The 24,946-nt window shown below is 57.4% G+C and carries 21 protein-coding genes; 6 read left to right on the forward strand and 15 right to left on the reverse strand.

Annotated elements, in window-relative coordinates; all coding sequences use genetic code 11:
• Nucleotides 1–17: 17 nt before the first annotated feature.
• From HMPREF1121_RS00370 to HMPREF1121_RS00405, 8 genes are all read right to left on the reverse strand, one after another.
• Complete coding sequence (locus HMPREF1121_RS00370; protein WP_044114185.1) at nucleotides 18–920, reverse strand: ParB/RepB/Spo0J family partition protein; 903 nt, start codon at nucleotides 918–920, stop codon at nucleotides 18–20.
• Nucleotides 921–1,685 carry a ParA family protein gene (locus tag HMPREF1121_RS00375; protein ID WP_044114186.1) on the reverse strand — a complete coding sequence of 255 codons (765 nt, stop codon included), beginning with the start codon at nucleotides 1,683–1,685 and terminating at the stop codon, nucleotides 921–923.
• Nucleotides 1,686–2,470: 785 nt separating this feature from the next.
• Entirely contained in the window at nucleotides 2,471–4,156 is a 1,686-nt protein-coding gene (locus tag HMPREF1121_RS00380; protein ID WP_084151865.1) for a lamin tail domain-containing protein, read from the reverse strand.
• Complete coding sequence (locus HMPREF1121_RS00385; protein ID WP_044114188.1) at nucleotides 4,098–5,027, reverse strand: tyrosine-type recombinase/integrase; 930 nt, start codon at nucleotides 5,025–5,027, stop codon at nucleotides 4,098–4,100. Before HMPREF1121_RS00385 ends, HMPREF1121_RS00380 begins: the two co-directional genes overlap by 59 nt.
• Nucleotides 5,028–5,038: 11 nt before the next feature.
• On the reverse strand, nucleotides 5,039–5,689 hold the full coding sequence (gene pdxH / locus HMPREF1121_RS00390) for a pyridoxamine 5'-phosphate oxidase (RefSeq protein ID WP_044114189.1): 651 nt from the start codon (nucleotides 5,687–5,689) through the stop codon (nucleotides 5,039–5,041).
• Nucleotides 5,690–5,713: 24 nt separating this feature from the next.
• The gene (locus HMPREF1121_RS00395; RefSeq protein ID WP_044114190.1) at nucleotides 5,714–7,006 is read right to left on the reverse strand and encodes a glycoside hydrolase family 57 protein; all 1,293 of its coding nucleotides are present in this window, start codon (nucleotides 7,004–7,006) and stop codon (nucleotides 5,714–5,716) included.
• Between the two features lie 29 nt (nucleotides 7,007–7,035).
• Nucleotides 7,036–8,295, reverse strand: a complete 1,260-nt coding sequence (locus HMPREF1121_RS00400; protein WP_044114191.1) for a glycosyltransferase family 4 protein — start codon at nucleotides 8,293–8,295, stop codon at nucleotides 7,036–7,038.
• The gene (locus tag HMPREF1121_RS00405; protein ID WP_044114192.1) at nucleotides 8,292–10,268 is read right to left on the reverse strand and encodes a glycogen debranching enzyme N-terminal domain-containing protein; all 1,977 of its coding nucleotides are present in this window, start codon (nucleotides 10,266–10,268) and stop codon (nucleotides 8,292–8,294) included. Before HMPREF1121_RS00405 ends, HMPREF1121_RS00400 begins: the two co-directional genes overlap by 4 nt.
• Nucleotides 10,269–11,160: 892 nt before the next feature.
• Here HMPREF1121_RS00405 and HMPREF1121_RS00410 point away from each other — a divergent pair.
• The 6 genes from HMPREF1121_RS00410 (at nucleotide 11,161) to HMPREF1121_RS00435 (ending at nucleotide 17,096) form a co-directional block, all read left to right on the forward strand.
• The gene (locus HMPREF1121_RS00410; RefSeq protein ID WP_232203973.1) at nucleotides 11,161–11,526 is read left to right on the forward strand and encodes an FtsB family cell division protein; all 366 of its coding nucleotides are present in this window, start codon (nucleotides 11,161–11,163) and stop codon (nucleotides 11,524–11,526) included.
• A gap of 13 nt (nucleotides 11,527–11,539) precedes the next feature.
• Nucleotides 11,540–11,890, forward strand: a complete 351-nt coding sequence (locus HMPREF1121_RS00415; RefSeq protein ID WP_044114193.1) for a hypothetical protein — start codon at nucleotides 11,540–11,542, stop codon at nucleotides 11,888–11,890.
• A 4-nt stretch (nucleotides 11,891–11,894) separates the two neighbouring features.
• Complete coding sequence (locus HMPREF1121_RS00420) at nucleotides 11,895–12,929, forward strand: pseudouridine synthase (RefSeq protein WP_052353522.1); 1,035 nt, start codon at nucleotides 11,895–11,897, stop codon at nucleotides 12,927–12,929.
• Between the two features lie 80 nt (nucleotides 12,930–13,009).
• Nucleotides 13,010–15,067 carry a protein-disulfide reductase DsbD family protein gene (locus HMPREF1121_RS00425; protein WP_044114675.1) on the forward strand — a complete coding sequence of 686 codons (2,058 nt, stop codon included), beginning with the start codon at nucleotides 13,010–13,012 and terminating at the stop codon, nucleotides 15,065–15,067.
• 25 nt (nucleotides 15,068–15,092) lie between these two features.
• Nucleotides 15,093–15,887, forward strand: a complete 795-nt coding sequence (mazG, locus tag HMPREF1121_RS00430; protein ID WP_044114194.1) for a nucleoside triphosphate pyrophosphohydrolase — start codon at nucleotides 15,093–15,095, stop codon at nucleotides 15,885–15,887.
• Between the two features lie 126 nt (nucleotides 15,888–16,013).
• Nucleotides 16,014–17,096, forward strand: coding sequence for a glycosyltransferase family 4 protein (locus tag HMPREF1121_RS00435; RefSeq protein ID WP_052353523.1), 1,083 nt, complete (start codon nucleotides 16,014–16,016; stop codon nucleotides 17,094–17,096).
• Nucleotides 17,097–17,577: 481 nt separating this feature from the next.
• Here the strand turns inward: HMPREF1121_RS00435 and HMPREF1121_RS08575 are convergent, their stop codons facing one another.
• From HMPREF1121_RS08575 to HMPREF1121_RS00470, 7 genes are all read right to left on the reverse strand, one after another.
• Entirely contained in the window at nucleotides 17,578–18,270 is a 693-nt protein-coding gene (locus tag HMPREF1121_RS08575) for an aminotransferase class IV (RefSeq protein ID WP_052353524.1), read from the reverse strand.
• A complete protein-coding gene (locus tag HMPREF1121_RS00445; RefSeq protein WP_044114195.1) occupies nucleotides 18,240–19,235 on the reverse strand; it encodes an aminodeoxychorismate synthase component I in 996 nt (331 codons plus the stop codon). Before HMPREF1121_RS00445 ends, HMPREF1121_RS08575 begins: the two co-directional genes overlap by 31 nt.
• Before the next feature lie 20 nt (nucleotides 19,236–19,255).
• Nucleotides 19,256–20,107, reverse strand: a complete 852-nt coding sequence (locus tag HMPREF1121_RS00450; protein WP_009432339.1) for a CvfB family protein — start codon at nucleotides 20,105–20,107, stop codon at nucleotides 19,256–19,258.
• Between the two features lie 6 nt (nucleotides 20,108–20,113).
• Nucleotides 20,114–21,412 carry a PDZ domain-containing protein gene (locus HMPREF1121_RS00455; protein WP_044114196.1) on the reverse strand — a complete coding sequence of 433 codons (1,299 nt, stop codon included), beginning with the start codon at nucleotides 21,410–21,412 and terminating at the stop codon, nucleotides 20,114–20,116.
• Between the two features lie 31 nt (nucleotides 21,413–21,443).
• Complete coding sequence (locus HMPREF1121_RS00460; protein WP_044114197.1) at nucleotides 21,444–21,938, reverse strand: CinA family protein; 495 nt, start codon at nucleotides 21,936–21,938, stop codon at nucleotides 21,444–21,446.
• A gap of 15 nt (nucleotides 21,939–21,953) precedes the next feature.
• Nucleotides 21,954–22,979: a tRNA (adenosine(37)-N6)-threonylcarbamoyltransferase complex transferase subunit TsaD gene (gene tsaD / locus HMPREF1121_RS00465; RefSeq protein WP_009432375.1), complete on the reverse strand. Its 1,026-nt coding sequence runs from the start codon at nucleotides 22,977–22,979 to the stop codon at nucleotides 21,954–21,956.
• Between the two features lie 61 nt (nucleotides 22,980–23,040).
• Nucleotides 23,041–24,924, reverse strand: coding sequence for a glycoside hydrolase family 32 protein (locus HMPREF1121_RS00470; protein ID WP_044114198.1), 1,884 nt, complete (start codon nucleotides 24,922–24,924; stop codon nucleotides 23,041–23,043).
• Nucleotides 24,925–24,946: the final 22 nt, after the last annotated feature.

The raw sequence follows: 24,946 nt of genomic DNA on the forward strand, positions 1-24,946 counted from the left end.
TGGGGCTTGCTGTAGAGCTACTGCTGGATACGCTCGAGGAGCTGCATGATGCGCTCGAGGTCTTCGTCACCAGAGAAGGGGATCGTGAGCTTACCCTTGCCCGAAGCGGAGCAGCGAAGGGTGACCTTCGATGAGAAGACCTGAGCCAAGTGGCGCTCAAGGAGCTTGAAGTCCCTGCGCTCAGCCTTCGCAGGCTGCTGTGACTGTGGTGTGGGGAGGGGCGTAGCCTCTGGCTCCTCAGCGATAGCACGGGCAAGCTCTTCTACAGCACGGACGCTGAGATGCTCGGTGACGATGAGGTTGTAGAGCTCGATCTGGCGCTCCGTATCCTCTACCTGCAGGAGGGCTCGGGCATGGCCCATATCGATGAGGCGCTGCGTCAGCCCAAGCTGGATCTCAGCGGGGAGCTGGAGCAGGCGGATGTAGTTGCTGATGGTGACGCGCTTCTTCCCGACACGCTCAGCGAGCTTCGCCTGCGTCAGACCATGCTGCTCGATGAGCTGCTGGTAGGCCAAGGCTATTTCGATGGCGTTGAGGTCTTCGCGCTGGATGTTCTCGATGAGAGCAAGCTCCAGCAGTTCGCCTTCCTGCGTCGAGCGGATGTATGCGGGGAGTGTCTTCAGGCCAGCCAGCTGAGCAGCGCGCCAGCGACGCTCACCCGAGATGATCTGGTAAGAGCCAGAGGGGAGGGCTTGTACGGTGATGGGCTGTACAAGACCGAGAGCACGCAGGGAGGCTGCGAGCTCCTCGAGGCCTTCTTGCTCGAAGTGCTTACGGGGCTGATCGGGGTTGGGAGCGATCTTCTCCAGCGGAAGCTCTTGGATTGAGACGGGGCCTTGGAGGGCTGCTGATGCAGTCTCTCCTCCGAGGAGGTTCCCCAGGCCACGGCCCAGGACATTCTTATTCTTTGCTGCGGACATCTACTTATTCTTATTGATCAGCTCGGCTGCCAGCTGTAGGTGGTTGATGGCTCCACGGCTATCGGCATCGTAGAGTAGGGCGGGGAGGCCGTGGCTCGGAGCTTCGCCGAGCTTCACATTGCGCTGGATGACGGTCTCGAAGACGAGGCCCTTGAAGTGGAACTTGACCTCCTCATAGATCTGGTTGTTTAGGCGTGTACGGCTGTCGTACATCGTCATGAGGAAGCCCTCGATATCGAGCTGTGCATTGAGGCGCTGGCGTACAATACGGATGGTGTTGAGGAGCTTAGAGATCCCTTCGAGTGCGAAGTACTCGCACTGCACTGGGATGAGCACAGAGTCTGCTGCTACGAGAGCATTGACAGTGATCAAGCCGAGCGAGGGGGAGCAGTCAATGAGGATATAGTCGTAGCGGTCGAGGATGGGTGCGAGGACAGAGCGGAGGATATACTCACGCTCCGAGCGCTCCAGTAGCTCGAGATCTGCCCCAGCCAGATCAATGTGCGAAGGCAAGAGGTCAAGGCCGTCGACGACCGTCTTCGTGATGGCCTCCGTAGCAGGCAGGCCAGAGCAGAGGCATTCGTAGATCGTCTTGCCTATCTGAGAGGCATCGATGCCGATCCCCGAAGTGGCGTTGGCCTGCGGGTCCGTGTCGACCAGGAGGACGCGCTTCTCAAGGGAGGCTAAGGAAGCTGCCAGATTGATAGCGGTCGTGGTCTTACCCACTCCGCCCTTCTGATTGGCTAATGCGATGACTTTGCCCATGATGCTCTATGTCTCTATATATAATGTATGCTGTCGGTATCATCGGCCTCTCAAGACCCTTTACTTGGGATGAGGGCAGACTTACCTATTTAGCCCACAAAATTACTACTTCTCACCGATATGTTTTCCTTGCCGTGGCTGAAAGGTGGGCCTCCGAGAGTAAAAGTCAGAGTACTCCCTTGAAGCTGAGGAAGTCGCCCTCTCACTTCGAACCATCATCTTCCCTCCCTCCGAAAGCTCTCAGAAGTGAGAGCGTAAGAAGAGCAAGCTAAGTGCTTGCCCAGGTGTCTTCGTGATGGGGGACGATGAACCTGTATTGCTCGCTGGGTGAACCTAAATAGGTCATCACGCTGACCTCTATTAGGTTGTTGCTCTGCGTAGGGATAAAAGTTGTGGACGAGTGGCAGATAAGTTTGAGCTACGTACGTGGCTCTAATATCCACGTACGTGGAGATTAGGATTTACGTACCAGGTCTTTAAGACTACGTACATAGATAGAAGAATACCACTACATGAAGGCGCTTTTCCTTCACGAGAACGATGCTTTTCCCTTCGCTGGATAAGAGGAATACGCACAATAAGGCGAAGGGCTTGTGTATTTTTTCGGAGAGGTATATCGGGGAGCTGGGTGTGCGATATCTTAGCTCTCTAAATAGAGGACAGGACTCTCGGCAACAGTCTCATATAGATCCACGTCGCGACCAATATAGGTTTCTACTTCCCCTCTTGCGGATGAGGATCAGTATAGGGTTACATTACCCCTGTCGGGACTAGTTACTGCTCCCTTAGAGACTCGCAAGACGGAAGAGGAGTGAGCGCTCTTCTCGAGTGCCGTCGGGGCGGGTAAGTCGGATGTGCAGGAGAAGTGGCCCGTCGGCTGAAACCCCAATGAGACGCAGGGCTTCGGCGGGCATGGTGCGGAGGTTTTGGATCCAAGAGTCACGTGCGAGAGAGGTGCCTCGTGCGAGAAGCTCGCCCGTCAGGCGGTAGAGAGTGAAGTGACATTCGCTGTCGGGGGCACTATCAAGTAGGGCGAAGAGCTCTTCTGCCGAGATGCGCTCCTTGGGATTATTGCCCTTATCGCTACTGCCATCCTCGGGAGCGGAGTTCTTTCTCCCTGGAGTCGCAAAGCCTGCCGAGCGCGAAGCTGCGTGCCAGTTGCCTGCCTCTTCGATGACTTGATAGTCCTTTCGCTCCAGGGCGATGCCCGCCTTGCTCTTCATCCCCTTGGGGAGGAGATTGCTATCGTAGTGCAGGAGGTCGACTACCAGCCCGTCATCACCGAGGAGAAGCCCTATGAGTCCGCTCTGATTGAGTAGGCGAGGAAGGCTGGCCTTCACGAAGGTCTCCCGAGGCGCATCAGGGTAAGCCGCTGCTAAGGCATCGGGATCTTTCGTCACGACGATGTAGCTACCTGCGGGGATCGTGCGTGGTGGGAGGGGGGTGATCTTGTAAGACGAGCCGTCACGTCCTGCCGCCAGCGCATAGTCACCCAGCTCACAAGGGGAGTCGCTGGCATTGTATAGCTCGATGTATTCGGGACAGCCTGCCTTGGGGTGTGGCATGACTTCGGAGAGAAGTAGACCGCGCTGGGGAGTAGGTGTGGGTGTTGGGCCGGGCTCTGGTCGAGGTGTAGTGCCCTCGTCACCTATGGGATCAGTCTCGCTCGCAGGATAGATGCGGAGCTGTCGGAAGTGCCAGCCCGTATGGTGCGTGCTGGTGAAGGTACAGCTGATGCCAAAGGTGTTCTTCTCTGGGAGGGTGGGGCGGAAGTCCTCCTCCTCGCCGATGAGCTCCCATTCCTTCTCACTGCCCGCTTCTCGCAGGTAGAGTTGCCAGCCAGCTTCGGCACTGTAGCGGACATCATAGTCCCAGCTGCCCGAGGCATTCAGTAGGACAGGACTGCTGATAAGTGGGCGTCCAAGAGGACTGAGTGTGAATTCTGTGGGATGGCTATCGCTTCGCCCGACCTTCACCCGCCTTAGATTGATACGCTGCTGACCTCCTTGCCCGAAGTCTAATGCCACATATTCGTAGCTCTTCCCCTCCAATGGCTTGATAGCACAGAGGAGGATCGTCGCATGGTTGTAGGCTGTGGGGATGAGATCAGTCTTCACCTGTCCGCACCAGATGGGACGCTCGGGAAGCAGGATATCCGTAGCGAGTGTAGCACTCCCTCGTGCAGGCTCCTTGGGTACGGAAAGATGCAGGGCTCCCCCAGCGATATGGTAGAGCTCTCGGTCATAGCGCCAGTGCTTCTCGGCGGGCATACCCTCGGTGGAGAAGTCTGCTTGCCATACTTGAGCAGAGGCGCAGAAGGGGAGGACGATGAGGAGAAGGAGGCAGAGAAAAGGGTAACGGTAGCTATACATCGGCAGCTGTGTTGGCTCCGAGCAAGCAGGGCGATGGTGGTCAATCGCTGTCGGGACGGTCATCACGGGGCGTACGTGCTGCCCGCGGATGTGCCGCATAGAGTTTCTTTAGTTGCTCGAAGGAGGTGTGTGTGTATCGTACGGTAGTGGAGACGGAGCTATGACCCATAAGCTCGCGTAGGAGCATAAGGTCTGCTCCAGAGTTAAGCATATCGGTAGCGAAGGTGTGGCGCAGGACGTGCGCACCTCGGCGGGAGAGATTGGGGACGGTAGCGAGTGCTGCGTGGGCTACCTGATAGACAGCACGGGGAGCCATCGGCGTACCCTTGCTGCTGACGAAGAAGGACTCCGTCGTGCCGAAGATAGAGGTGCGCAGGTGACGCCATGCTTCGATCTCTTCGGCAAGACCTTTACCGAAGGGGACGATACGCTCTTTGCGCCCCTTACCTAAGACTTTGAGCTGGCACTCGGTGGTGTCGACAGCTTGGTCACGTAGACCAGCTATCTCTGAGCGACGTAGACCACACTCGTAGAGCATGGTGAGGATGAGGTGGTCGCGTACCGCTCGCCAGTCCGTCGGGTCGACCTCCTCCGAGAGCATCTGCTCCATATTGTCGGTAGGTACATAGACGGGGAGCGGACGTGCAGCCTTCGGCGGGCGGAGGGCTTGGATGGGGTTGCGCTTGATCTGCCCCGTCTTCAGTAGGTGGCGGTAGAAGCTCCTGACTGAGGTGAGGCATCGACCTACCGTCGAGGCCTTCAGCCCCTCGTCAAGCTTGACCGATAGCCAGCCACGCACCAAGTCGAGGTCGCCCTCGGAGGGCACGAACGGCTCGCCCAGACGCTCCTCAGCATAGGCCGTGAAGCTCCTGAGGTCGGACTGGTAGGTCTCGATAGTCAGGGGTGAGGCGGCCGCTTCGTGGCTGAGGTAGTCGAGGAAGGCGCGGATCGAATCGGTGGCAGGCGGCATCGTCGTGGGGACTAAGGCGCTAAGCGCTTAAGGCTCCATGTGCCATCCTCCTGTAGCTCGTAGAGGAAGCGGTCATGCAGGCGGCTATCACGCCCTTGCCAGAGCTCAATACGCGAAGGTGTCACGGCGAAGCCTCCCCAGTTCTCGGGGCGGGGTACTTCGCGCCCGACGAAGCGGAGACTCTCCGCAGCAAAGCGCATCATGATGTACTCGCGTGAGGGGATGGGCTGGCTCTGCGGGGAGATGCGTGCTCCGACACGGCTCTTGTAGGGGCGCATAGCGAAGTAGGCATCACTCTCAGCAGCTGAGAGGCGCTCAATAGTCCCCTCAATGTGGATCTGTCGCTCGAATTCATGCCAGAGGAACGTGAGAGCGACGTGAGGATTAGCTGCGATCTGCTTGCCCTTGCGGCTGTCGTAGTTCGAGTAGAAGACGAAGCGTCCCTCGAGGACCTCCTTCAGCAGTACGGTGCGCATACTGGGACGTCCTTCGGGAGTCGCTGTCCCTACGATGACGGCAGTGGGTTCGTTGACCTTAGCCTCTATCGCCTGGTCGATCCATATGCTGACGATCTCAAGGGGATCGGCTGGGAGGTCCTTGCGGCTAAGGCTGAGCGAGGTGTACTCGCGGCGGATATTCTCTAAGTGTAGGTCCTTAGACATAATTGTGATGAATAACTGGATAGTTTAGGCCTTCCCCTTAGAACTCTTGAGCTGACGGATCTCAGCTTCGAGGGCGGCGATACGCTCGTCCTGTGCGTGGATCGTCTGCTGGTAGGAGTTCAGCTCTTCGGTCTCGATACTGCTCGGTGCCTGCTCCTCGACGCGGAGAAGGAGGTCGCTGAGTACGTTCATATAGTTGTTGAACGCATCGTAAGGCGAGTTATAAGGGCTGAAGGGATGACCTCCCCAGTTGATGGTATTCATATAGTAGAAGTGGTCGGCACTCTGTAGATAGAGCCAGTCCTGTAGGAGACTGCGATCTTCGAGAGCGTGTACACGCTCGCCCCATTGGCGGAGCTTCTCGAGGGCGCCCTGCTGGAGGATGTTGCCATTCCACTCGTTGGTACTCTTCTCTTCGCCTGCCCAGCTGATAGGCGAAGCTACGGTAAGCGGTGCGATGGACTTATGCTCGTCAAGCAGCTCTGATGGGGTGGCGAAGCCCACGCCATAGTCGGGTGCCAAGAGAGGCAGCGCCTTGAAGAACTCAAAGATCCCCGACTCACGGCGGTGCATCGCTCCGAGTACCTCATAGTTCATGTAGAGGAGCGTGAAGTCTTCTCCTTCGGGAAGCCACTTGACTCGGCCAAGGAGTTTGTCGGCGGTGACGGGATACTCGGGAGAGCCGTAGTTGGTGAAGTGGTTCGTCACCAGCTCCGAAAGAGGAGCATTGCGTAACAGGAGCTTAGTGCTAGGCTCTGCAACAGCATCGTAGAGATAGTTCGGGCTCTTCCAGCCGAGGATGTGCTTAGCACCCTCGGTGATAATCCCTTCGTAGCCCATTGCTGCCACCTCGCTGGCGATCTCATCGGAGTAGATGAGCTCTGAATTGCAGAAGACGCGAGAGCGCTCGATACCGAAGAGCTCGCGTAGCTTCGTCTGCTGCATGCGTACCTGATTTCTGAACTCTACGGGATCATAGAGCGAGGCGACGGAGTGAGCGTAAGTCTCAGCAACGAACTCCACACGTCCCGTGGCGGCGAGCTCCTTGAAGCTATCGATCAGTGCAGGCTTGTAGTACTCCATCTGCTCAAGAGCCAGCCCCGAGATCGAGAAGCTTACACGGAAGTCGGGGTAGGCCTTCAGCAGCTCGAGGAGCATGTGGTTAGCAGGGATGTAGCACGCATCAGCTATGCGCTCGAAGACCTCTTCGTTGAGGTAGTCATCGGTGTAGTAGTGGGAGTTGCCGATGTCGAAGAAGCGATAGCGACGCAGTCTATAGGGCTGATGTATCTGGAAGCAGAGGCATATCTTTTTCATAACGGATAGCGGGTATGTCGGTGTAGTGATTAGCGGACGTAGCGATCATAGATGGCGCGGACCTTACGTCCAGCTGCCTCCCAAGTAATGCTGTTGACTTCCCGAAGCCCCTCTTCCTTGAGGAAGCGGTGCATCTCGGGATAGGTGATAAGTGCGTAGATGGCATCGGCCATAGCGTCGATATCCCAGTAGTCTACCTTGACGGCATAGTTGAGGATCTCGGCGCAGCCCGACTGGTAGGAGATGATCGAGGGGACGCCACACTGCATCGCCTCCAAGGGCGATATGCCGAAGGGCTCCGAGACGGAGGGCATGACGTAGACATCGCTGGCCTTGAAGACCTCATAGACCTGCTGGCCCTTCATAAAGCCCGTGAAGTGGAAGCGATCGGAGATATTACGCTCTGCGGCGAGGCGGATCATCGCATCCATCATGTCGCCACTGCCAGCCATGATGAAGCGGACGTCTTGTGTGCGCTCCAGGACCTTCGCTGCGGCTTCGACGAAGTACTCACAGCCCTTCTGCATCGTGATACGCCCAAGGAAGGTGACGACCTTGTCGCGGACACCTCGGCGGTCGGGGAGTGCGAGGATTGAGGGTGCCAGTGGTGTGACCGCATTGTGCACGGTCGTGACCTTGGCTGGATCCTGATGATACTTCTCGATGACGGTACGGCGGGTGAGGTCGCTGACCGTGATGATGTGGTCAGCGTGGTTCATCCCGTCCATCTCGATACCGAAGACCGTGGGGTTCACATTGCCACGACTGCGGTCGAAGTCCGTGGCGTGGACGTGTACGATGAGGGGCTTACCGGTGATTTGCTTCGCATGGATCCCCGCTGGATAAGTCAGCCAGTCGTGTGAGTGGATGATATCGAAGGGCTCACTGCGAGCGATGACACCTGCTACGATGGAGTAGTTGTTGATCTCCTCGAGGAGGTTGTCTTGGTACTTCCCCGAGAACTCAAAGCAGCCCAAGTCATTTGTCGGCAGGTAGGAGAAGTCCGCATAGATATGATCCCGTAGACGGTAGTAGAGCTCGGGATCCATCTTCCCCTCGAGACGATTACGGACGTAGTCATAGGTGACGTCTCGGTAGACGACGGGGGTGTCTCCCGCACCGATGATCCTGAGGAAGCTCTTGTCCTCATCGCCGTAGGGGCGGGGGATGACGAAGGTCGTCTCCATATCGCCCTGGGCTGCCATACCCTGGGTCAAGCCATAGCTGGCTGTACCGAGACCACCGAGGATGTGTGGTGGGAACTCCCACCCGAACATGAGCGCTTTCATTCGTATCTAATTATGGGGAGGATCTGTGTGTCGTACTTACTCTTAGCCTCTTCGAGTAGGGCAAGTGAGCGAAGCAGTTCTCCGACGCTCATGGCGAAGGAGATCGCTCCACGTCCCTTGAAGGGCGGGTTGCCGTCGAAGAGTTCGCTCACGGTGCCTACGCCGTGCTGCTGGAGCTCTTCCTCCATGCCGATGAGCGTATTCTCGATGAAGGAGATAGCACTGCGCCCGTAGAGCTTGATGCAGGCCTCGAAGTAGGGGCCGAGGAGCCAAGGCCATACGGAGCCGTTGTAGTAGGACTGCTCCCGCTGCCATTGTGTGCCGTGGCACTGAGGCTGGTAGCCGTCACTCTTCGGGCTCAGGGAGCGGAGGCCCTTCGGCGTACGGAGCTCACGAGTGATGATCTCGAGGACGGAGCGACGGGTGGCCTTAGGTAGGGGCGAGTAGGGGAGTGAGGTGGCGAAGACCATGTTCGGACGCACGCTCCAGTCACGCCAAGAGGTGTGTGGGGGTACGTAGTCGAAGAGGTAGTCGTGCTGATTGATGAAGGTGTCGCAGAAGCTCTGCTGTACACGCCCCAGCAGCTCCTCGAGCTCAGGAGACCATTTCTGGGGGAGGGCTTCGCGGTAGAAGCACAGGGCATTATACCACAGGGCATTGACCTCGACGAGATAGCCCTCACGGCGGACGACCGCCTGACCATTGACCTTAGCATCCATCCATGAGAGGGGACGCCCATCTCCCGTCATCACGCACAGCCCGTTATCATCGATGCGGAGGTTGGGGTGTACGTTGCGTAGATAATAGTGTATCAGCTCATCGAGGAAGTCTCCATAGCGGCTGACCATGTCGGGGAGGCTGGACCAGCGGGCATACTCTTGTAGCGTCCAGATGGCCCAGAGTCCGATGTCCCCCTCGTTGATGTTGCGTATCTCCTTGGAGATGCCCTCCTGTCGCATGAAGGCACGCATATCTGGGAGCACCGTGTCCATGATGCGGTAGAATCGCTCAGGGGCATCGGCATAGATGGTACAGCCAGGGAGGGCGATGAAGAGGTCGCGAGCTCGCACCCCAAACCATGGATAGCCTGCCAGCAGGTAGCCGTGCGTAGCGTCGGGGCGGTAGTAGAATTGCAGAGCGGCATTCAGCAGACAGCTACGGAAGTCCTCGCGAGGGGTGCGGATCTTTCGTTCCTCAGCGAAGAGCTGTGCTAAGGTATCGGGATCGGCTTCCTCGACGCCAGCTGAGAAGTAGATCGACTCGCCGACCTCGATGTCTACCTCGAAGTAGCCGGGGACGTAGAGGTCCTCAGTGTATTCGTAGCCACGCTCACGCTCCTTGATATATTCGATACGCTCATTCCAGTGTGGGTCAGAGACGAAGTTATGAGCCTTTGATAGCTGGAGGTAGAGCGTAGGATAGCCTGGATAGAGGCAGAAGGTGACCCCCGACTTAGCCTGACCATAGTCTCCGTGGTACTGATCATTGCGATGCGTGAGCATCTTCACGTCACGGAAAGCGAGGAAGGGAGAGAGTCTTAAGGTCGTGCGGCTGTGGGCCTCAAGGAGCGTGTAGCGCTGCAGCATCCTATTGGTGTAGTGGCAGAAGAGGAACTCCTTCTGCAGTACCACGCCTCCGACACGATAGGTCGTCGAGGAGGCGATATCGACATTGTACTCTCGGATGTACTTGTGCCCCTTGGGGCTGAAGATATCCCCTTCGTACTCGTGGATACCGACATTGAACGGCACGCCATGCTGCACGATCGTCAGATCGAGGCTGGAGAGCAGTACGTGATTGTTCTCACTGAGTTCGGGGACGGGGATGACGAGGACGCCGTGGTACTTGCGTGTGTTACAGCCTACGATGCTGGAGCAGCAATAGGCGCCCTTGCGGTTGGTACGTATGTACTCCCGCTGGGTGGACTCATCGAGGTTGGCCATGAGTCGGCGGTCGAACTTGAGGTAACTCATGCTAAGTGTCGCTTCATTGTGGTCAGGCTCCGCACGATCATTGGACTCATAGAGGAAGCCCCTTCTTGCGAAGTCGTGTATAATTCTCCTGCTAAGTTACGAATTAGTGCCTGCTTTGCCAAGTCTTCATCCTCCCGTAGATAGAGCATAGTGCGAGGCTACTCCGAGAGCGCTCAGATATAGGGAATAAGCCCGCTCCAATGAGGGGGAGAGATGAAGCAGTACAGGTCAGATCGCTGACCTCTACTGCTTCGTTTTTCCTCCTTCGAACTTCTCAACCTAAAGCCTCCGTTTCTCGAGGGAAGAAGGTCCGAGTAATGAAGAGGTGGTCTTGCGCAATGCTGTCATGATAGGTATATGCGTTCGTGGCGTAGAGCTATATAGGATGGCGAAGAAAGCTATATAGCTTTGGACTGATTCCGTATAGCTTTGTGAAGTGACCTCTATTAGGTTGTTGCTCCGCGTAGGGATAAAAGTTGTGGACGAGTAGCAGATAAGTTTTGACTACGTACGTGGATTTAATATCTACGTACGAGGATATTTGGGTTTACGTGCCTGGTCTTTAAGACTACGTACATAGATGCGGAAAAACCACTACATGAAGGCACTTTTTTCTTCACGAGAAGGACACTTTTCCCTCCGCTGGATAAGAGGAATAAGCGCGATAAGGCGAAGGGCTTTCTTGACCGCTTCGGAGAGGTATATCGGGGAGCTGGGCGTGCGATGCCTTAGCACTCTAAACTCTAAATAGAGGGTAGGACTCTAAGGCAACAGCCTCTGCTTAGAGGCGGGTATGTGAGGCATGCCTTAGGGGCGAATGGAACAAGTCTGCGCTTTTGTGTATTTTAGCACTATATTATTGTGTCGTATTGCGACCCTCTGCCAACAGATAATGACCGAGCTTAAGCCCACTTTCATGGAGCGCCTGCAGCGCTTCCTCACCTCGATAGCGACATGTAATAAGCGCTACCCAGCCCTCCGATATATCCTGGCTGGGGTGGCTGTCTTCATCTTCACCTTCCTCTTAGGGAACAATAGTCTATTCCACTATGTGAAGAATCAGCGCCGCAAAGCGTTTATCCAAGAGGAGTACAATCGCTATCTCCCGCAGTATGAAGCAGACAGCGCTCGCCTCAGCGATATCCGTGACAACCGCGAGCATATTGAGCGAATCGCCCGTGAGCAGTACTATATGCATCTGCCTGGTGAGGAGGTCTTCGTCCTCGCCCCCGACACGACTACCGCAGCTCAGCAATAAGCACTAAGGCCCTATGCAAGTAAAATATAAGTACCTCTATATCGTCAGTGTCCTGCTCATCATCTCGGGCGCTGCACTGGCTCTCACGGAGCATCGCCTCTTCGATGTCCTCTATGGTCTTGGGGCTATAGGGTATGGCCTGTACTACGTGTTAGCTCCTGAGCGAGACGCTTCGCGCCTCTTGAGACGTGTAGCCCGTATGGGCGTCTTCTCGGGCCTGCTCTTCCTGCTCTCAGCGGTAGCACGCTTCGGGGTCTTTGACTCCTTCGGCCGAGGTGCTTGGCTTGTATTCCTTGCCTTGGGCTTGGTCTATATGATCTATGGCAACGTCCTGCTCTATATGGACGAAAAGAAAAAGAACTAAAAACATGACCCCTATATCCACCCCTAAGCAGCCCGTCCGTACGGAGCGCATCGTGGTGCCAGGTGGGCGAAAGCCCCTGCTGCGCCTTCATGTCGATGCGGGCCATCCGACGACGCTCTTAGCATTCCTCATCGAGGCTCTGCCCGATAAGAGCCGCACGACGGTCAAGCAGCTCCTGCACGACCGCTTCATCGCCATCGGTACGGAGCCGACGACGCAGTTTGATGCGCCCCTCCAGCCTGGTGATACTGTCAATATCCATCCTGCTCCTCTGCCGAAGACACTTACGCATAAGCAGATCGATATCCTCTACCAAGATGAGTACCTGCTGGTCATTCACAAGGAGGCGGGTCTGCCGACGGTAGCAAGTGGCGAGGAGAAGGATAAGACCGCTCTGCGCCTGCTGTCGGAGCACCTCAAGAGCTTCAATCCGCTGGCGAAGGTCTACCACATCAATCGACTAGATAAGGATTGTGCCGGCTTTGTCGTTTTCGCTAAGAGCGCTGACCTCCAGCGTGAGCTTAGTGATCACTGGCAGAACTACGTCCGTCATCAGCTCTTCGCCGCAGTCCTCGAGGGTGCACCTCGGGACTCTGAAGGTATCCTGATGCCTCCCGCTCCCGAAGAGAAGAAGGGCAAAGGCAAGGACCAAGGGGCGAAGAAGCCACGCGCGCCCCGCTCTACTCCTCGCTCAGAGGAGGATCAGGCTGCAGGTCGTGCTGAGTGGCATGTCATCAGCGAAGGCAATGGCCGCACGCTGCTCTCAATATCCCTGCTCGCAGGGCGCAACAACCGTCTGCGCCGTCAGCTCTCAGCCCTGCGCCTCCCCATCGTCGGGGACTGGCGTAATGGTTCGCCCGAGAAGGACCTCGGTCGAGTGGCACTTGAGGGGACACGTCTGAGCTTCGTTCACCCCGTGACGAAGAAGCTCCTTGACTTCCGTCAGCCCATTCCTCCACTCTTCCGTAAGCTCCTCAAGAGCACGGCACCTCGTCCTCGTGCAGCTAAGAGTCCTGCAGCAAAGTCAAAGAAGAGCTAACAGTTAATCATATAAAATCAATGTCCGCAATGAATCAACAGACACGGAGCTTTGCTCCCCTGCGCCCCTCCCTCTCGGCGGTGCGTCGCTTCGTCTTAGGCCTATCTGTCCTCCTTCTGGGGATGGGGCTCAACGCTCAGGTCATCCGCGATGCTGTCACCTGGTCGCGCTCAGTAGAGGACAAGTCTCCTACGGAGAAGGTCCTCGTCTTCACAGCTACGGTCAAGGATCCTTGGCATCTCTACGGCACAGAGCTCCCTAAGGGAGGCCCAACGCCTACGCACCTTCTCGTCGATAAGATCGAGGGGGCTGAACTCGTCGGTGGCCTGACCTCCACGCAGAAGCCCATAGAGAAGTATGACCCCAACTTCGAGATGACCCTGCGCTTCTTCAGCGGTAAGGTCACCTTCCGTCAGAAGATCCGTATCACAGACCCCAAGAAGTTCGCCTTCGTCGGGGCTATCCGATATATGGCCTGCAACGATGAGCAGTGCCTCCCTCCCGCTAACTGGGAGTTCACTGTCCAGCCTAAGGAGCTGGGCAAGCTCGGTGACGCCGCAGGTACGAAGCTCACCGAAGAAACATCTGCCACCACCGAAGCCACCGCTACCAGCCTGGGGGAGCCCTCAGCCGATAGCGTAGCCTCGGTAGATATGCTATCGGTAGCCCCTCAGGACACTGCCGCTCTCGCCTCCTCCGACCTATGGGCCCCCGTCATCCCTGAGCTGAAGGCTTATGGTGATAAGGCTCTGAATCAGGCCGAAGGCTCACTGTGGATGCTCCTCGTCGGGGGCTTCCTCGGTGGTCTCGTGGCGCTGGTCACTCCCTGCGTATGGCCTATGATCCCCATGACGGTGAGCTTCTTCCTCAAGAGAAGCTCTGACCGCAAGAAGGGGATCCGTGATGCTCTGCTCTATGGTATCGGGATCATCGTGATCTACGTGTCACTGGGGCTCATCGTCTCGGCGGTCTTCGGCTCGGATGCCCTGAATAATCTGGCTACGAACGCTATCTTCAACGTCGCCTTCTTTATCCTCCTCGTCATCTTCGCGATCTCGTTCTTCGGGGCGTTTGAGCTCGTCTTGCCCGCCTCTTGGACAGCGAAGATGGACGCTAAGGCAGACTCGGCTTCGGGCTTCATCAGCATCTTCTTCATGGCCTTTACGCTTGCGCTGGTTTCCTTCTCGTGCACCGGGCCTATCATCGGTACGCTCCTCGTACAGGCTGCTACCTCTTCCTCTGGGATGCTCGCTCCTGCTGTCGGGATGCTCGGCTTCGCACTTGCGCTGGCCCTGCCCTTCACGCTCTTCGCTATCTTCCCCAACCTCCTGCAGTCGATGCCTAAGAGTGGTGGGTGGATGAACTCCGTGAAGGTCGTCCTCGCATTCATCGAGCTGGCTCTGGCGCTGAAGTTCCTCTCCATCGCTGACCTGGCATACGGCTGGCGTATCCTCGACCGTGAGGTCTTCCTCTCGCTCTGGATCGTGATCGCTATCCTCCTCGGGCTGTATCTCCTCGGGAAGATTCGCTTCCCTCACGATGCGCCACAGGAGAAGACGCCTATCCCAGCGCTCTTCCTCGCGATCATCTCTTTCTCCTTCGCCGTCTATATGATGCCTGGGCTCGTCGGTGCACCTCTGCGTGCTATCAGTGCCTTCGCACCACCCCTCCGCACGCAGGATCTGAACCTATATAATGGTGAGGTCCATGCGAAGTTCGACGACTACGATGCTGGTATGGCTTATGCCCGTCAGGTAGGGAAGCCTGTGATGATCGACTTCTCTGGCTACGGCTGCGTGAACTGCCGTAAGATGGAGGCGTCGGTATGGATTGATCCCAACGTCAAGCACATGCTCGAGGAAGACTACGTCCTCATCACGCTTATGGTCGATGAGAAGGCACCGCTCAAGGAGCCTATCGAGATCATGGAGAATGGGGAGAAGGTCAAGCTCCGCACCGTCGGTGATAAGTGGAGCTACTTCCAGCGTATGAAGTTCGGTGCCAATGCACAGCCCTTCTATGTCCTACTGGATCATCAGGGTAAGCCCCTGGCTCCTTCGTACGCCTTCAACGAAGACGTCTCTGCGTACCTGAACTTCCTCAAGTCGGGTCTCAGCGAGTTCGACAAGCGTAAGTAATCCCTCCCTCTCACCTCAAACGAATATGTTACATAGTAGAGAAGAGAAGCTGGCGGCTATGAGCCGTCTCCTCGATGTCATGGAGCGTCTGCGTAAGGACTGCCCTTGGGATCGTGAGCAGACGACCGAGAGCCTCCGTACCAATACCCTCGAAGAGGTCTATGAGCTCTCCGATGCGATCCTCTCGGGGCGCCCCGAAGAGATCAAGAAAGAGCTGGGCGATGTGCTCCTGCACATTGTCTTCTATAGCACCATCGGCGAGGAGCAGGGTACCTTTGACCTCTGCGATGTGGCCAATGCCCTTTGCGATAAGCTCATCTACCGCCACCCGCATGTGTATGGCGAGGCGGTAGCAGCTTCTGCTGGGGCTGTCGTGGAGCGCTGGGAGGAACTGAAGCAGCAAGAGAAGGGCGGGAATAAGACCGTCCTCTCGGGTGTCCCCACCTCCCTGCCCACCCTCATTAAGGCCTACCGCATACAGGATAAGGCACGTGGTGTGGGCTTCGACTGGGAGCAACCCGAGGATGTCTGGACGAAGGTCGACGAGGAGCTTCGTGAGCTTCGCGAGGCGATCACCTCTGGCTCTGCGGAAGACTCCGAAGCCGAGCTGGGTGACTTCCTCTTCAGCATCATCAACGTCGCTCGCAAGTACGGCATCAATCCAGATAATGCGCTTGAGCGAACGAATGCCAAGTTCATTCGTCGCTTCGGCTATGTCGAGGCGAAGGCGAAGGAGGCTGGCCGCTCCCTGCGGGATATGACCCTCGCTGAGATGGACGCCCTCTGGGACGAGGCCAAGCGCCTGGAGTCTCAGCCTTAGTTCGCCACTTACTCCGATTCTCTTGCCTCTCCGGCAATATATGATTAGGCCTACCTGCCCTCAGCCCGCCTCTCCGAAGTGCGAGTAGGGTAGGTAGGCCTAATCGCTTATAGATACATCCACTACATGACACAGACTCATACCCCCATTCGTCTTCTTATCACACACCGTGAGGCTGATGAAGCCGTCCTTGTCTTGGCGCGAGGCCTTGCCCAGCTCCCCGACTTCGAGGTCTACATCACTCGCGAGGGCATATCTTCGCCCGCCGAGGAGGAGGGTGTGACGCTCTTGCCCTGCCCACCGATCACAGGGAAGGTCAATCTCTCGGTCATTCGTCTGCTCAGACGCTACACGAAGCAGTACCACTTCGACCTGACCTATTCGCCAGGAAGCTCAGGGCTGTCGAATGCGCTGATGGCTACGCTGGGCCTCGGTACGAAGAACGTTGCCTACCGAGGTACGGGCGCTCGTGTTCGTCGTACCGACCCGACCTATTATCTCGGCATCCTCAATCCCCGAGTACGGCACGTGGTCTGCGAGACGGAGCACGTTGAGGGCTACCTGCGAGGCTTCTTCCCTAAGGACATGCTCACCGTCGCCACGAAGCCCTTCTCCCTTCCTTGGGCGGATAAGGCTCTCGCCGCTCCCATCGCTGTCGAGACCCTCCGAGACAAGGAGCTTCGCCTATCTATGGTCGCCAACAACAAGGGGCGCCCTTTCAAGGGACTGCGCACCCTCCTCGAGGCGATGGTGGAGTTGAACGATCATCGCGTCGGGCTCGTCCTCGTCGGGAATTATGACGACGAAGATCGTGCGTGGATCGAGTCGACACCCGTGGGGGCTGACGTGGCCTTCGTCGGGGAAACGCCCGAGGCAATGTCTTACATGGCGGGGACGGATGTGTATGTCTTGCCAAGCTGGCGTGACGCTTCGCCCCGTGTGGTGCGCGAAGCCATGTCGCTCTCGCTCCCGACCATCGTGAGCGATATTCCTGGGAGCCGTGACCTCATTCTCCCTGGGCAAACGGGCCTCTTAGCTCCTGCACAAGACACGAAGGCGCTCTCCGAAGCCATCCGTTGGATGCTCACGCATCCCGAGGAGCGTCGGGCCATGGGGCGACAGGGGCGTGAGCGCATCGCTCGAGACTTTAGTCCTGCGGCTTACACGGGGCTTTTCGCTCGTCTTTTCCGCTCGCTCGCCTCGTCATAGAATCTCCGTCCGCATGGCGCCAAATTTTCGTGCGCACGGAAATTTCCCTCCTTCCGCACAGTGCTCTGATGCCCTGCCCACAGGGGGAGACTGTTGTGTATAGAGTCCTGTCCTCTATTCAGAGTGCTAAGGCATCGCACGCTCAGATCTCCGATATGCCTCTCCGAAGTGATACACAAGCCCTTCGCTTTATCGCACATATTCCTCTTATCCAGCGAAGGGAAAAGCGTCCTTCTCATGAAGAAAAAAGCATCTTCACGTAGTGGTTTTCTTCTATCTACGCGCGTAGTCTTAAAGACCAGGCACGTCAGTCCAAATATCAACGTACGTAGATATTAGATCCACGTACGTAGACCAAACTTATCTGCCACTCGTCCACAACTTTTATCCCTACGTAAAGCAACGATCTTAGGATATAATTTTCCTCGTCTCACAGCCGAATTTTCGTGCTGAGGGGCGAGGATTTTTGTGGGCAAGAAAATCAGTCTTGGAGGGCTTCGGGGGGGAGGCGGAGAGCTTCCTCGAGTGGGAGGAGTGCGTTGATGAGGAGAATGGCCTTAGCCTTGGAGCGGAGAGCACTGAGGGTAAGGTCATCGGCTTCGGCGATAAGCCCTGCTCGTAGCAGCCCTTCGCGCTGAGTGCCCTTGAGGAGTGGGCGAGCGGGGGTGAGATAGCCTGCTTCGGTCTCGATGAGGACGTTGGTGAAGCTGGTATCGGTGATGGTGCCGTCGGGGCGCACGAAGAGCGGCTCTTCGTCATCGGCAAGCTCGGCCTTTACCCGCTCGAAGAAACTTCTGTCAGCGTACTTATAGCTGTACTCGAAGCCATCGGGGAGGAGGAGGGGACGCAGTGCGCGTATCGTCCGCTTGCAGTAGGGCACGAGGCGGATGGCAGAGAGCCCTGCGAGGCTGTACTCGAGCGTGAGGCGGTAGGTCGTGGTGGGGAGGATCTGTTGTCCCGTGAGGTAAGCCTCGACTTCCCGCCAAGGGGAGGTGTTAAGGAGACTTTGTAGAAAGGTACTTCCGGTATCCGCCCCCTGCTCTCGGAGGGTGCGAAGCATGCGTTCCCGATGGAGTTCACCTGCTATGAGCTCTCCACCACGGAGCATGAAGGTCTCGATGAAGCTCGGTGAGGTGGCACCCGCTACTGGGGGATGTAAATCTTCTGCAAGCATTCGCGGTATTCGTCTTCTGCGACGCTATTGATGGTGATGCCGCCGCCCGAGCGATAGAAGTGCGCTCCCGAAGCATCCTCCTCGACGAAGCGGATGAGAACGGCAGAGTCCAGACTTGCGCCATCGAAGTAACCGCAGACGCCTGTATAGAAGCCGCGAGGACGGCCTTCCGCCTCTTGGATGAGCGCGACAGTTCGCTCCTTTGGCGCCCCGCTGATGGAGCCTGCGGGGAGGAGCTGGAGGATGAGGTCGCCTAATCGGAGCCCTTCGCTACGGTCAACGCTTCCGACGACTTCGGAGCTCATCTGCAGCAGCGGTCCCGAGGAGGTGTGGAGCTCAGTGAGGTACTTGAAGCGGCGGACGTGCACGCCCTCGGCTACGCGGCTCAGATCGTTGCGCATCAAGTCGACGATCGTATGGTGCTCGCAGCCCTCTTTGTAGTCCGCTCGGAGCTTCTCGGCTGCATCAAGGATTCGGGCGTCGATGGTACCCTTCATCGGGTGCGTAGCGAGTTCATCCCCTTGGAGCTTCACGAAGCATTCGGGCGAGAAGGATACGAAGCGCCCAGGGAGGAGGACGCGATAGGTCGCCTCGGAAGAGAGGTAGATATCCGCTAAGCTGGCCTCGGTCTCGATGGGTGTGCGGATGGTGAGATTCGTGAGGAAGCTATCTCCCCGCATCAGCCCTTGGTGGATGATGTCGAAGCGCTCGGCATAGCGCTCGGGGGCTTCGGGCGAAGGGGTGAGCGTGAGCTTTCCCTTCAAGCCAATGGGATCGGGTGTCTTCGCCGTGGGGAAGGCAAAGAAGAGCGAGCCGTCGTGGTGCTGCAGTGGCTCGAGGACGAAGACGCCCTCCTGCAGCTCGAAGTCTAAGATAAAGAAGAAGGGCTGCCCTCTGTGCGATGCTTCGTTCATCGCCTCGAGGGTAGCCCGTACTTGCTGGCTGGGTTGGAAGGGAGTGTGCATTACGTAGGGAGGGAAGGGCGCTACTTCTTGCGAACTTCTGTCGGAGCGAGCGTGACGAGCCCCGCCTTATAGAGTGAGCCAAGCACCATCTTGAAGGTCTTCTTGCTCATCCCCGTGAGGCGCATGACGTCCTCTGCAGGACTCTTGTCGCCGATGGGCAGACGCCCGTGGTGCTTCTCGAGGATCGTGAGCAGGCGTGCCTGCTCGCCGTCGACCTTCTGATAGCCCACGGGGACGAAAGAGAGGTCAACCTTATTATCCTCTTCGCGGAGGCGGATGACGTAGGCTTCGATGCGCTCACCGCGCTGGATCATACGTGGTGCCGTGTCGCTGTAGAGCAGTCCCCAGTGCTTGTCCTCGATGACGCAGCGGTAGCCCAGCTCGTGTTGCTCGGTGACGATACAGCTGACCTTCGTCCCTGGAGCGTAGTCAGCTGGCATCGTATCGAGGTGCTTGGAGAGGCGTGCTGAGCCGACGATCTTTCCGCTCAGGGCATCGATGTAGAGGTAGACGATGTAGCTATATCCCTCCTGCATCTTCGTCGACTGCTCGCGGAAGGGGACGAAGAGATCTTTATGGATGCCCCACTCGAGGAAGGCTCCTGCATCGGTCACGGAGGAGCAGCGGAGATAACCCACTTCCCCGACCTGAGCTAAGGGCGTGAGGGTCGTCGCTATGAGGCGCCCTTCGTTGTCGTGATAGACGAAGACAGAGACCATGTCGCCCTCCTTAGCTCCCTCGGGGAGGTAGCGCAGGGGAAGGAGGATGTCTTGGATGCCCCCGTCGAGGTAGGCGCCTATCGATACGAGGCGTAGGATGGGGAGTGACTGGATGCGACCGAGCTGATAGGTTGAGAGTGGTGCAGGCTGCATAGGGCGTTATTGGGGGATGAAGACCGTTTCATCGCGGAGGACGGGTGCGAGGTTGAGCGTGTAGGTCTCGCCGTGACGTTCGATCTCGAAGATGAGCTCGGTCTGCTCGGTCTCATTGATGTAGGGGCGGAAGAAGAATAGGTAGCTGAAGACGCTGGCGTACTTATCCTTCTCTAATGCCTTGCGGATACTCCCGTAGTCGCTGCTCTTCCATGGGGCTTGCTCGGGACGCACAGCCTCAGCCGAGCGGTAACGGTAGGTCTCGTCAAGGAAGTTGCGGTAGCGTGACGAGAGTTCTCTGACAGTTGTGGGGCTAAGAGGCTTGCCGTTGATGCGAAGTACCTTATCACCGACACGTAGGCCTGCAGTGAAGGCGGGCGAATCGTCCTCTACATCGACGATACGGCTGAGGTCACGGCTGTCATAGAGGATGCCGGTATAGAGATAGCGGCTCGTCTGCTCGGTGTAGCCCACTTGGGAGGCTGTGAGGTAGGGGAAGCTTTGGAGCATTACAGGGATGGCCTGACGAGCATAGAGGTGAGCTTCCTTCGTGCCCTTAGGTAGGCTACTTGTGCCGCTCCACAGCGTCTGATTGGGCTTGCTAGGTGAGGTGACCTGTAGGGAGAGGCGTGCTCCTCCCTCAGCATCGCTGCGCGAGCACTCGAGGATGAGATCGGGGCTGTTGGCTTGCTGCGTCAGCCCGCGTGCCTCTAAGAGCTCCGCAATCTGTCCGTACACGATGTCGTAGAGGTCACGATGTTCTCCTTCAGAAGGAGCGAAGGCAAAGGTCTTGGCCTGTGACCAGTCGAAGGGCGCGCTGGACTCAAAGGAGAATGAGAGGGTGCGCTGCTGCTTCGCTTGGTCTATGGGGCTGTATCCGCTGAAGGCTGTAGCCAGCTCACGCTCGGTGAGGGCATAGGGAGCCTTGCAGCTAGGACGAAGGATGCGAGCCGTAGTACCAGATCCAATGCGTACGATCGTCAGGAGATGCTCTCCTACGGGACGAGTAAGGAGCTCGCTGATCTGCTGCTTCGTGAGGCCTGTGGTAGGTACCCCGTCGATTTGGGTAATGAGGTCTCCAGGGAAGAAGCCTCCGACGGCTGCAGGGCCAAAGGGCTGGACTGCTGTAAGCACGGGGATACTCTTGCTGTTAGTCCCCTCGCCGAGCACCTTGTAGTACAGGCCGATACGGCATACTTGCTCGCTGGACTGTGCCAGTAGAGGAGAAGAGGAGAGCGAAGGAAGCAGGAGTAGGGTGAGTGCTGTCCCCAGCGAACGAAGGCAGTGGTAGGGCTTACGCATCATGAGAGCGGTCTATATGTAGCGGGATATATCGTTAGGGATGAGCTTCGAGGAGCTGTAGCGTGAGGTGCAGGGCCTCTTGGATTGCTTGGGAGATGTTTTCCTCACGGCTCCCTGATAGATGTAGGGTGGTCGAATTGACGACGGGTCCTCTTGGCCCTTCGAAGACGATAGCGATGCAGATCGTACCTACGGGATGCGCAGCATCACCACCCGTAGGGCCAGCGACCCCCGTCGTGGCGATAGCTACCTCGGCTTGGAGCTGCTCCATAGCTCCAAGAGCCATAGCGCAGGCGACCTCTTCACTGACGACGTGATAGGTCTCGATGAGCTCGGGTGGTACGCCGAGGAGGGAGGTCTTGAGGTCGGACTGATAGGCGATGATACCCCCTTGGAGGTAAGCCGATGCCCCAGAGTGACTACCTAAGGCAGAGGCAACGCCTCCGAGGGTGCAGCTCTCAGCCGTGGCGATATGTAGCCCTCGCTGTAGGAGGAGCTCAGTGAGTGAAGTGAGATGAGTCTGATCCATAGATGTTGTCTCGGGCTACATGGTGACGCGGGCGAAGGGTACGGCGTCGAGCTCGGTGCGCTTGCCGTCGATGAAGCTAAAGTAGCCGTTCATCGCGACCATCGCAGCATTGTCGGTGGTGTAGGCGAACTTCGGGATGAAGACCTTCCAACCATAGCGACGAGCATGATCATGGAAGGCATCACGCAGCCCAGTATTGGCCGACACGCCACCAGCTACAGCGACCTGACGGATGCCTAAGTCCTTGGCCGCTTGGCGGAGCTTCTTCATCAGGATGTCGATGACGGTAGCTTGGAGGGAGGCACAGAGGTCGGCTTTACGCTCCTCGATGAAGTTAGGGTTCTTCTCCAGCTCATCACGGAGGGTGTAGAGGAAGGAGGTCTTGAGCCCGCTGAAGCTATAGTCGTAGCCTGGGACGTTGGGCTTGCTAAAGGCAAAGGCCTTTGGATTCCCCTCGTTGGCAAGGCGGTTGACGACAGGGCCACCAGGGTAACCCAGACCCATGACTTTCGCACACTTGTCGAAGGCTTCGCCCGCAGCATCGTCGATGGTCTGCCCGATGATCTCCATATCGGAGGCCGAGCGCACGAGGATGATCTGCGAGTTGCCCCCTGAGACGAGGAGGCAGAGGAAGGGGAACTCAGGGCTCTGATGCTCCTCGCCCTCCTCCTCGATGAAGTGCGCCAGCACGTGCGCATGGAGGTGATTGACCTCTACCATAGGGATACCGAGCGAGAGGGAGAGCCCCTTGGCAAAGTTCGTCCCGACAAGCAGAGAGCCCAAGAGTCCGGGGCCTCGTGTGAAGGCGATGGCGTCGAGGTCTTGTGCGGTGATGCCAGCGCGGCGGATGGCTTCGCTGACGACGGGGACGATGTTCTGCTCGTGGGCACGTGAGGCCAGCTCAGGCACGACACCACCGTATGCGGTGTGGACTGCCTGTGAGGCGATGACATTGCTCAGGAGTTTGTGCCCTACGAGGACGGCTGCCGAGGTGTCGTCGCACGAACTCTCGATCCCTAATATGATGGGTTCATGATCCATGATGATCTATCGGATGGTCTGTCTATTTATACCTTATTAATGCGGCACAAAAGTACGAAAACTATAGTCCCAGTCGGTAGAGCTTCGCTGAGTGGAGCTGGGTAGCACCGCCCTCACTGTAGAGGCGAAGGGTTGAGTAAGGCTTGCGGGGGAAGATGAGGTTCGTCATCGCGATGCGTCCGCCCTGGACAAAGAGCTCGGCCATACTGCGGTCTACGAAGAGGCGGAGCTTATAGGTCTTCCCTGTACAAAGACTGAGGGGAGCCCATGTGGCGATAGCGAAGTCATTCTGATAGTTCACCCCATCGCGGTCGCGCCAGTCATTGCTCTCGCGGTCGTGAGGCGTCGCCTTCGTGCCGAAGTCTATGAGTCCGCTCTTGGTGCGGTCCATAGTGATGCGCTCCTTCTCTAAGTCCAGGTAGATGGGTAGCTCATCGCCAAGTTCGTTGCTGAGGACGAGGCCGACACGAGTCGTCTTCGCTGCTGGGGTTAGCTCCAGCTCCAGCTCAAAGCTATCCTCAAGTCCCTTGAGTGCATCTGTGAGGCGTACCTCTTCGCCGATGCTCTGGGGAAGGCTGAGACTGACCTGCTCCTTGCGTAGGGCTTCGACCTCCTTTGAGGGGCGAGCTCCGACATAGCTCGTGCCGTCCTTCGTGAAGAGGAAAAGGTCACGAGGTAGGCCATTCATGCCTCGTGTCTGCTTGAAGGGGGTGACGTTGGCGTACTGCCAGTTGCTCACCCAGGGGATGCCGATGGTGCGGGCACCTGTGTTGTGGAAGGTAACCAGCGCATAGTGATCCTTCCCGAAGTCCAGCCAATGGGCGATCTCGGGTGCTGTCTCAGGGACGAACTCCTTGCCATCGAAGGTGCCGACGAAGTACTCGGTAGCACTACCGCCAAAGGCACAGCCCGGATTGATGTTGACGATCATTACCCACTTCTCCTTGCCCGTCGTCTCGTCGGTGAGCTGGAAGAAGTCGGGGCACTCGAACTGGTTGGGGCGCGCTCCGTAGCCTTCGCCGAAGGCACTCACGTAGTCCCACTTCTTTAGATCCTGAGAGCGGTAGAAGCGCATCTCCTTGTCAGCAGAGACGATCATGTACCAGCTCTTCTCAGGGGCATACCAGAAGACCTTAGGGTCACGGAAGTCCGAGACACCATCGAAGGGGGTGAGAATAGGATTGCCAGCGTACTTCGTGAAGGTCTTCCCATTGTCGAGGCTGTAGGCCAAGCACTGGGCCTGCCACTGCTTCCCTGCATGCGTATTGTGAGCCGTGTAGTAGGCGAGGATAGCATCCTTGCCGAAGCCCGCTGTCCCTTGCTTGTCAAGGATGGCACTCCCGGAGAAGATGTGCCCGAGGGTGTCGCGTGCCAAGGCGGGATCGTGGTGCTCCCAGTGGATGAGGTCGCGTGAGGAGCTGTGTCCCCAGTACATATTGCCCCACTTCGAGCCATAGGGATTGTACTGATAGTAGAGGTGGTAGACACCGTCCTTGTAGATCATGCCGTTGGGGTCGTTCATCCAGCCATAGGCGGGGCTGTGATGGTAGGCAGGGCGGTAATAGTCCTTGGAAGAGGTGTCGAAGGTGTCGGCGAGCTGAATCTTCTCATAGCTAATCGCCTTCTTATCAAGACCGATGATCTCTACCGTCACAGGACTCTTGCCTTCGGGCAAGGCGAGGGGGACATAGTAGTCGATGCTATCGACGGCCAGACGGATGTCGAGCCACGTGTCCTCGGGGCGGTCGCCTACGAGGCGTACCTGCACCTCGGGCTGACTCTCCTCGATGGGGAGGAGGAGGTAGCGCTGTGGGCTATTGATCTCGATGCGGGTCAGCGTGTCGTTGGGGTGAAGTATCTCCATAGTGGGTGGGTTAGACTTCTTTGAGCAGCTCATGGTGAGGGCGAGCAGCAGCGAGAAAAGTAGGGTGGTAAGCTTACGCATATATAATAATAATGTATAGGAC

Origin of the sequence: Porphyromonas sp. KLE 1280, assembly GCF_000700805.1 — a bacterium.
GTDB lineage: Bacteria > Bacteroidota > Bacteroidia > Bacteroidales > Porphyromonadaceae > Porphyromonas > Porphyromonas pasteri.

What these genes read in the sequence shown, in the direction of transcription:
- HMPREF1121_RS08575 (WP_052353524.1), bottom strand. Translation starts at nt 18,270, where the DNA reads ATGCTTGCAGAAGATTTACATCCCCCAGTAGCGGGTGCCACCTCACCG.
- HMPREF1121_RS00460 (WP_044114197.1), bottom strand. Translation starts at nt 21,938, where the DNA reads ATGGATCAGACTCATCTCACTTCACTCACTGAGCTCCTCCTACAGCGA.
- tsaD (WP_009432375.1), bottom strand. Translation starts at nt 22,979, where the DNA reads ATGGATCATGAACCCATCATATTAGGGATCGAGAGTTCGTGCGACGAC.
- pdxH (WP_044114189.1), bottom strand. Translation starts at nt 5,689, where the DNA reads ATGTCTAAGGACCTACACTTAGAGAATATCCGCCGCGAGTACACCTCG.
- HMPREF1121_RS00385 (WP_044114188.1), bottom strand. Translation starts at nt 5,027, where the DNA reads ATGCCGCCTGCCACCGATTCGATCCGCGCCTTCCTCGACTACCTCAGC.
- HMPREF1121_RS00400 (WP_044114191.1), bottom strand. Translation starts at nt 8,295, where the DNA reads ATGAAAGCGCTCATGTTCGGGTGGGAGTTCCCACCACACATCCTCGGT.
- mazG (WP_044114194.1), top strand. Translation starts at nt 15,093, where the DNA reads ATGTTACATAGTAGAGAAGAGAAGCTGGCGGCTATGAGCCGTCTCCTC.
- HMPREF1121_RS00415 (WP_044114193.1), top strand. Translation starts at nt 11,540, where the DNA reads ATGCAAGTAAAATATAAGTACCTCTATATCGTCAGTGTCCTGCTCATC.
- HMPREF1121_RS00470 (WP_044114198.1), bottom strand. Translation starts at nt 24,924, where the DNA reads ATGCGTAAGCTTACCACCCTACTTTTCTCGCTGCTGCTCGCCCTCACC.
- HMPREF1121_RS00395 (WP_044114190.1), bottom strand. Translation starts at nt 7,006, where the DNA reads ATGAAAAAGATATGCCTCTGCTTCCAGATACATCAGCCCTATAGACTG.
- HMPREF1121_RS00435 (WP_052353523.1), top strand. Translation starts at nt 16,014, where the DNA reads ATGACACAGACTCATACCCCCATTCGTCTTCTTATCACACACCGTGAG.
- HMPREF1121_RS00380 (WP_084151865.1), bottom strand. Translation starts at nt 4,156, where the DNA reads ATGCGGCACATCCGCGGGCAGCACGTACGCCCCGTGATGACCGTCCCG.
- HMPREF1121_RS00375 (WP_044114186.1), bottom strand. Translation starts at nt 1,685, where the DNA reads ATGGGCAAAGTCATCGCATTAGCCAATCAGAAGGGCGGAGTGGGTAAG.
- HMPREF1121_RS00445 (WP_044114195.1), bottom strand. Translation starts at nt 19,235, where the DNA reads ATGCACACTCCCTTCCAACCCAGCCAGCAAGTACGGGCTACCCTCGAG.
- HMPREF1121_RS00455 (WP_044114196.1), bottom strand. Translation starts at nt 21,412, where the DNA reads ATGATGCGTAAGCCCTACCACTGCCTTCGTTCGCTGGGGACAGCACTC.
- HMPREF1121_RS00405 (WP_044114192.1), bottom strand. Translation starts at nt 10,268, where the DNA reads ATGAGTTACCTCAAGTTCGACCGCCGACTCATGGCCAACCTCGATGAG.
- HMPREF1121_RS00370 (WP_044114185.1), bottom strand. Translation starts at nt 920, where the DNA reads ATGTCCGCAGCAAAGAATAAGAATGTCCTGGGCCGTGGCCTGGGGAAC.
- HMPREF1121_RS00450 (WP_009432339.1), bottom strand. Translation starts at nt 20,107, where the DNA reads ATGCAGCCTGCACCACTCTCAACCTATCAGCTCGGTCGCATCCAGTCA.
- HMPREF1121_RS00410 (WP_232203973.1), top strand. Translation starts at nt 11,161, where the DNA reads ATGACCGAGCTTAAGCCCACTTTCATGGAGCGCCTGCAGCGCTTCCTC.
- HMPREF1121_RS00420 (WP_052353522.1), top strand. Translation starts at nt 11,895, where the DNA reads ATGACCCCTATATCCACCCCTAAGCAGCCCGTCCGTACGGAGCGCATC.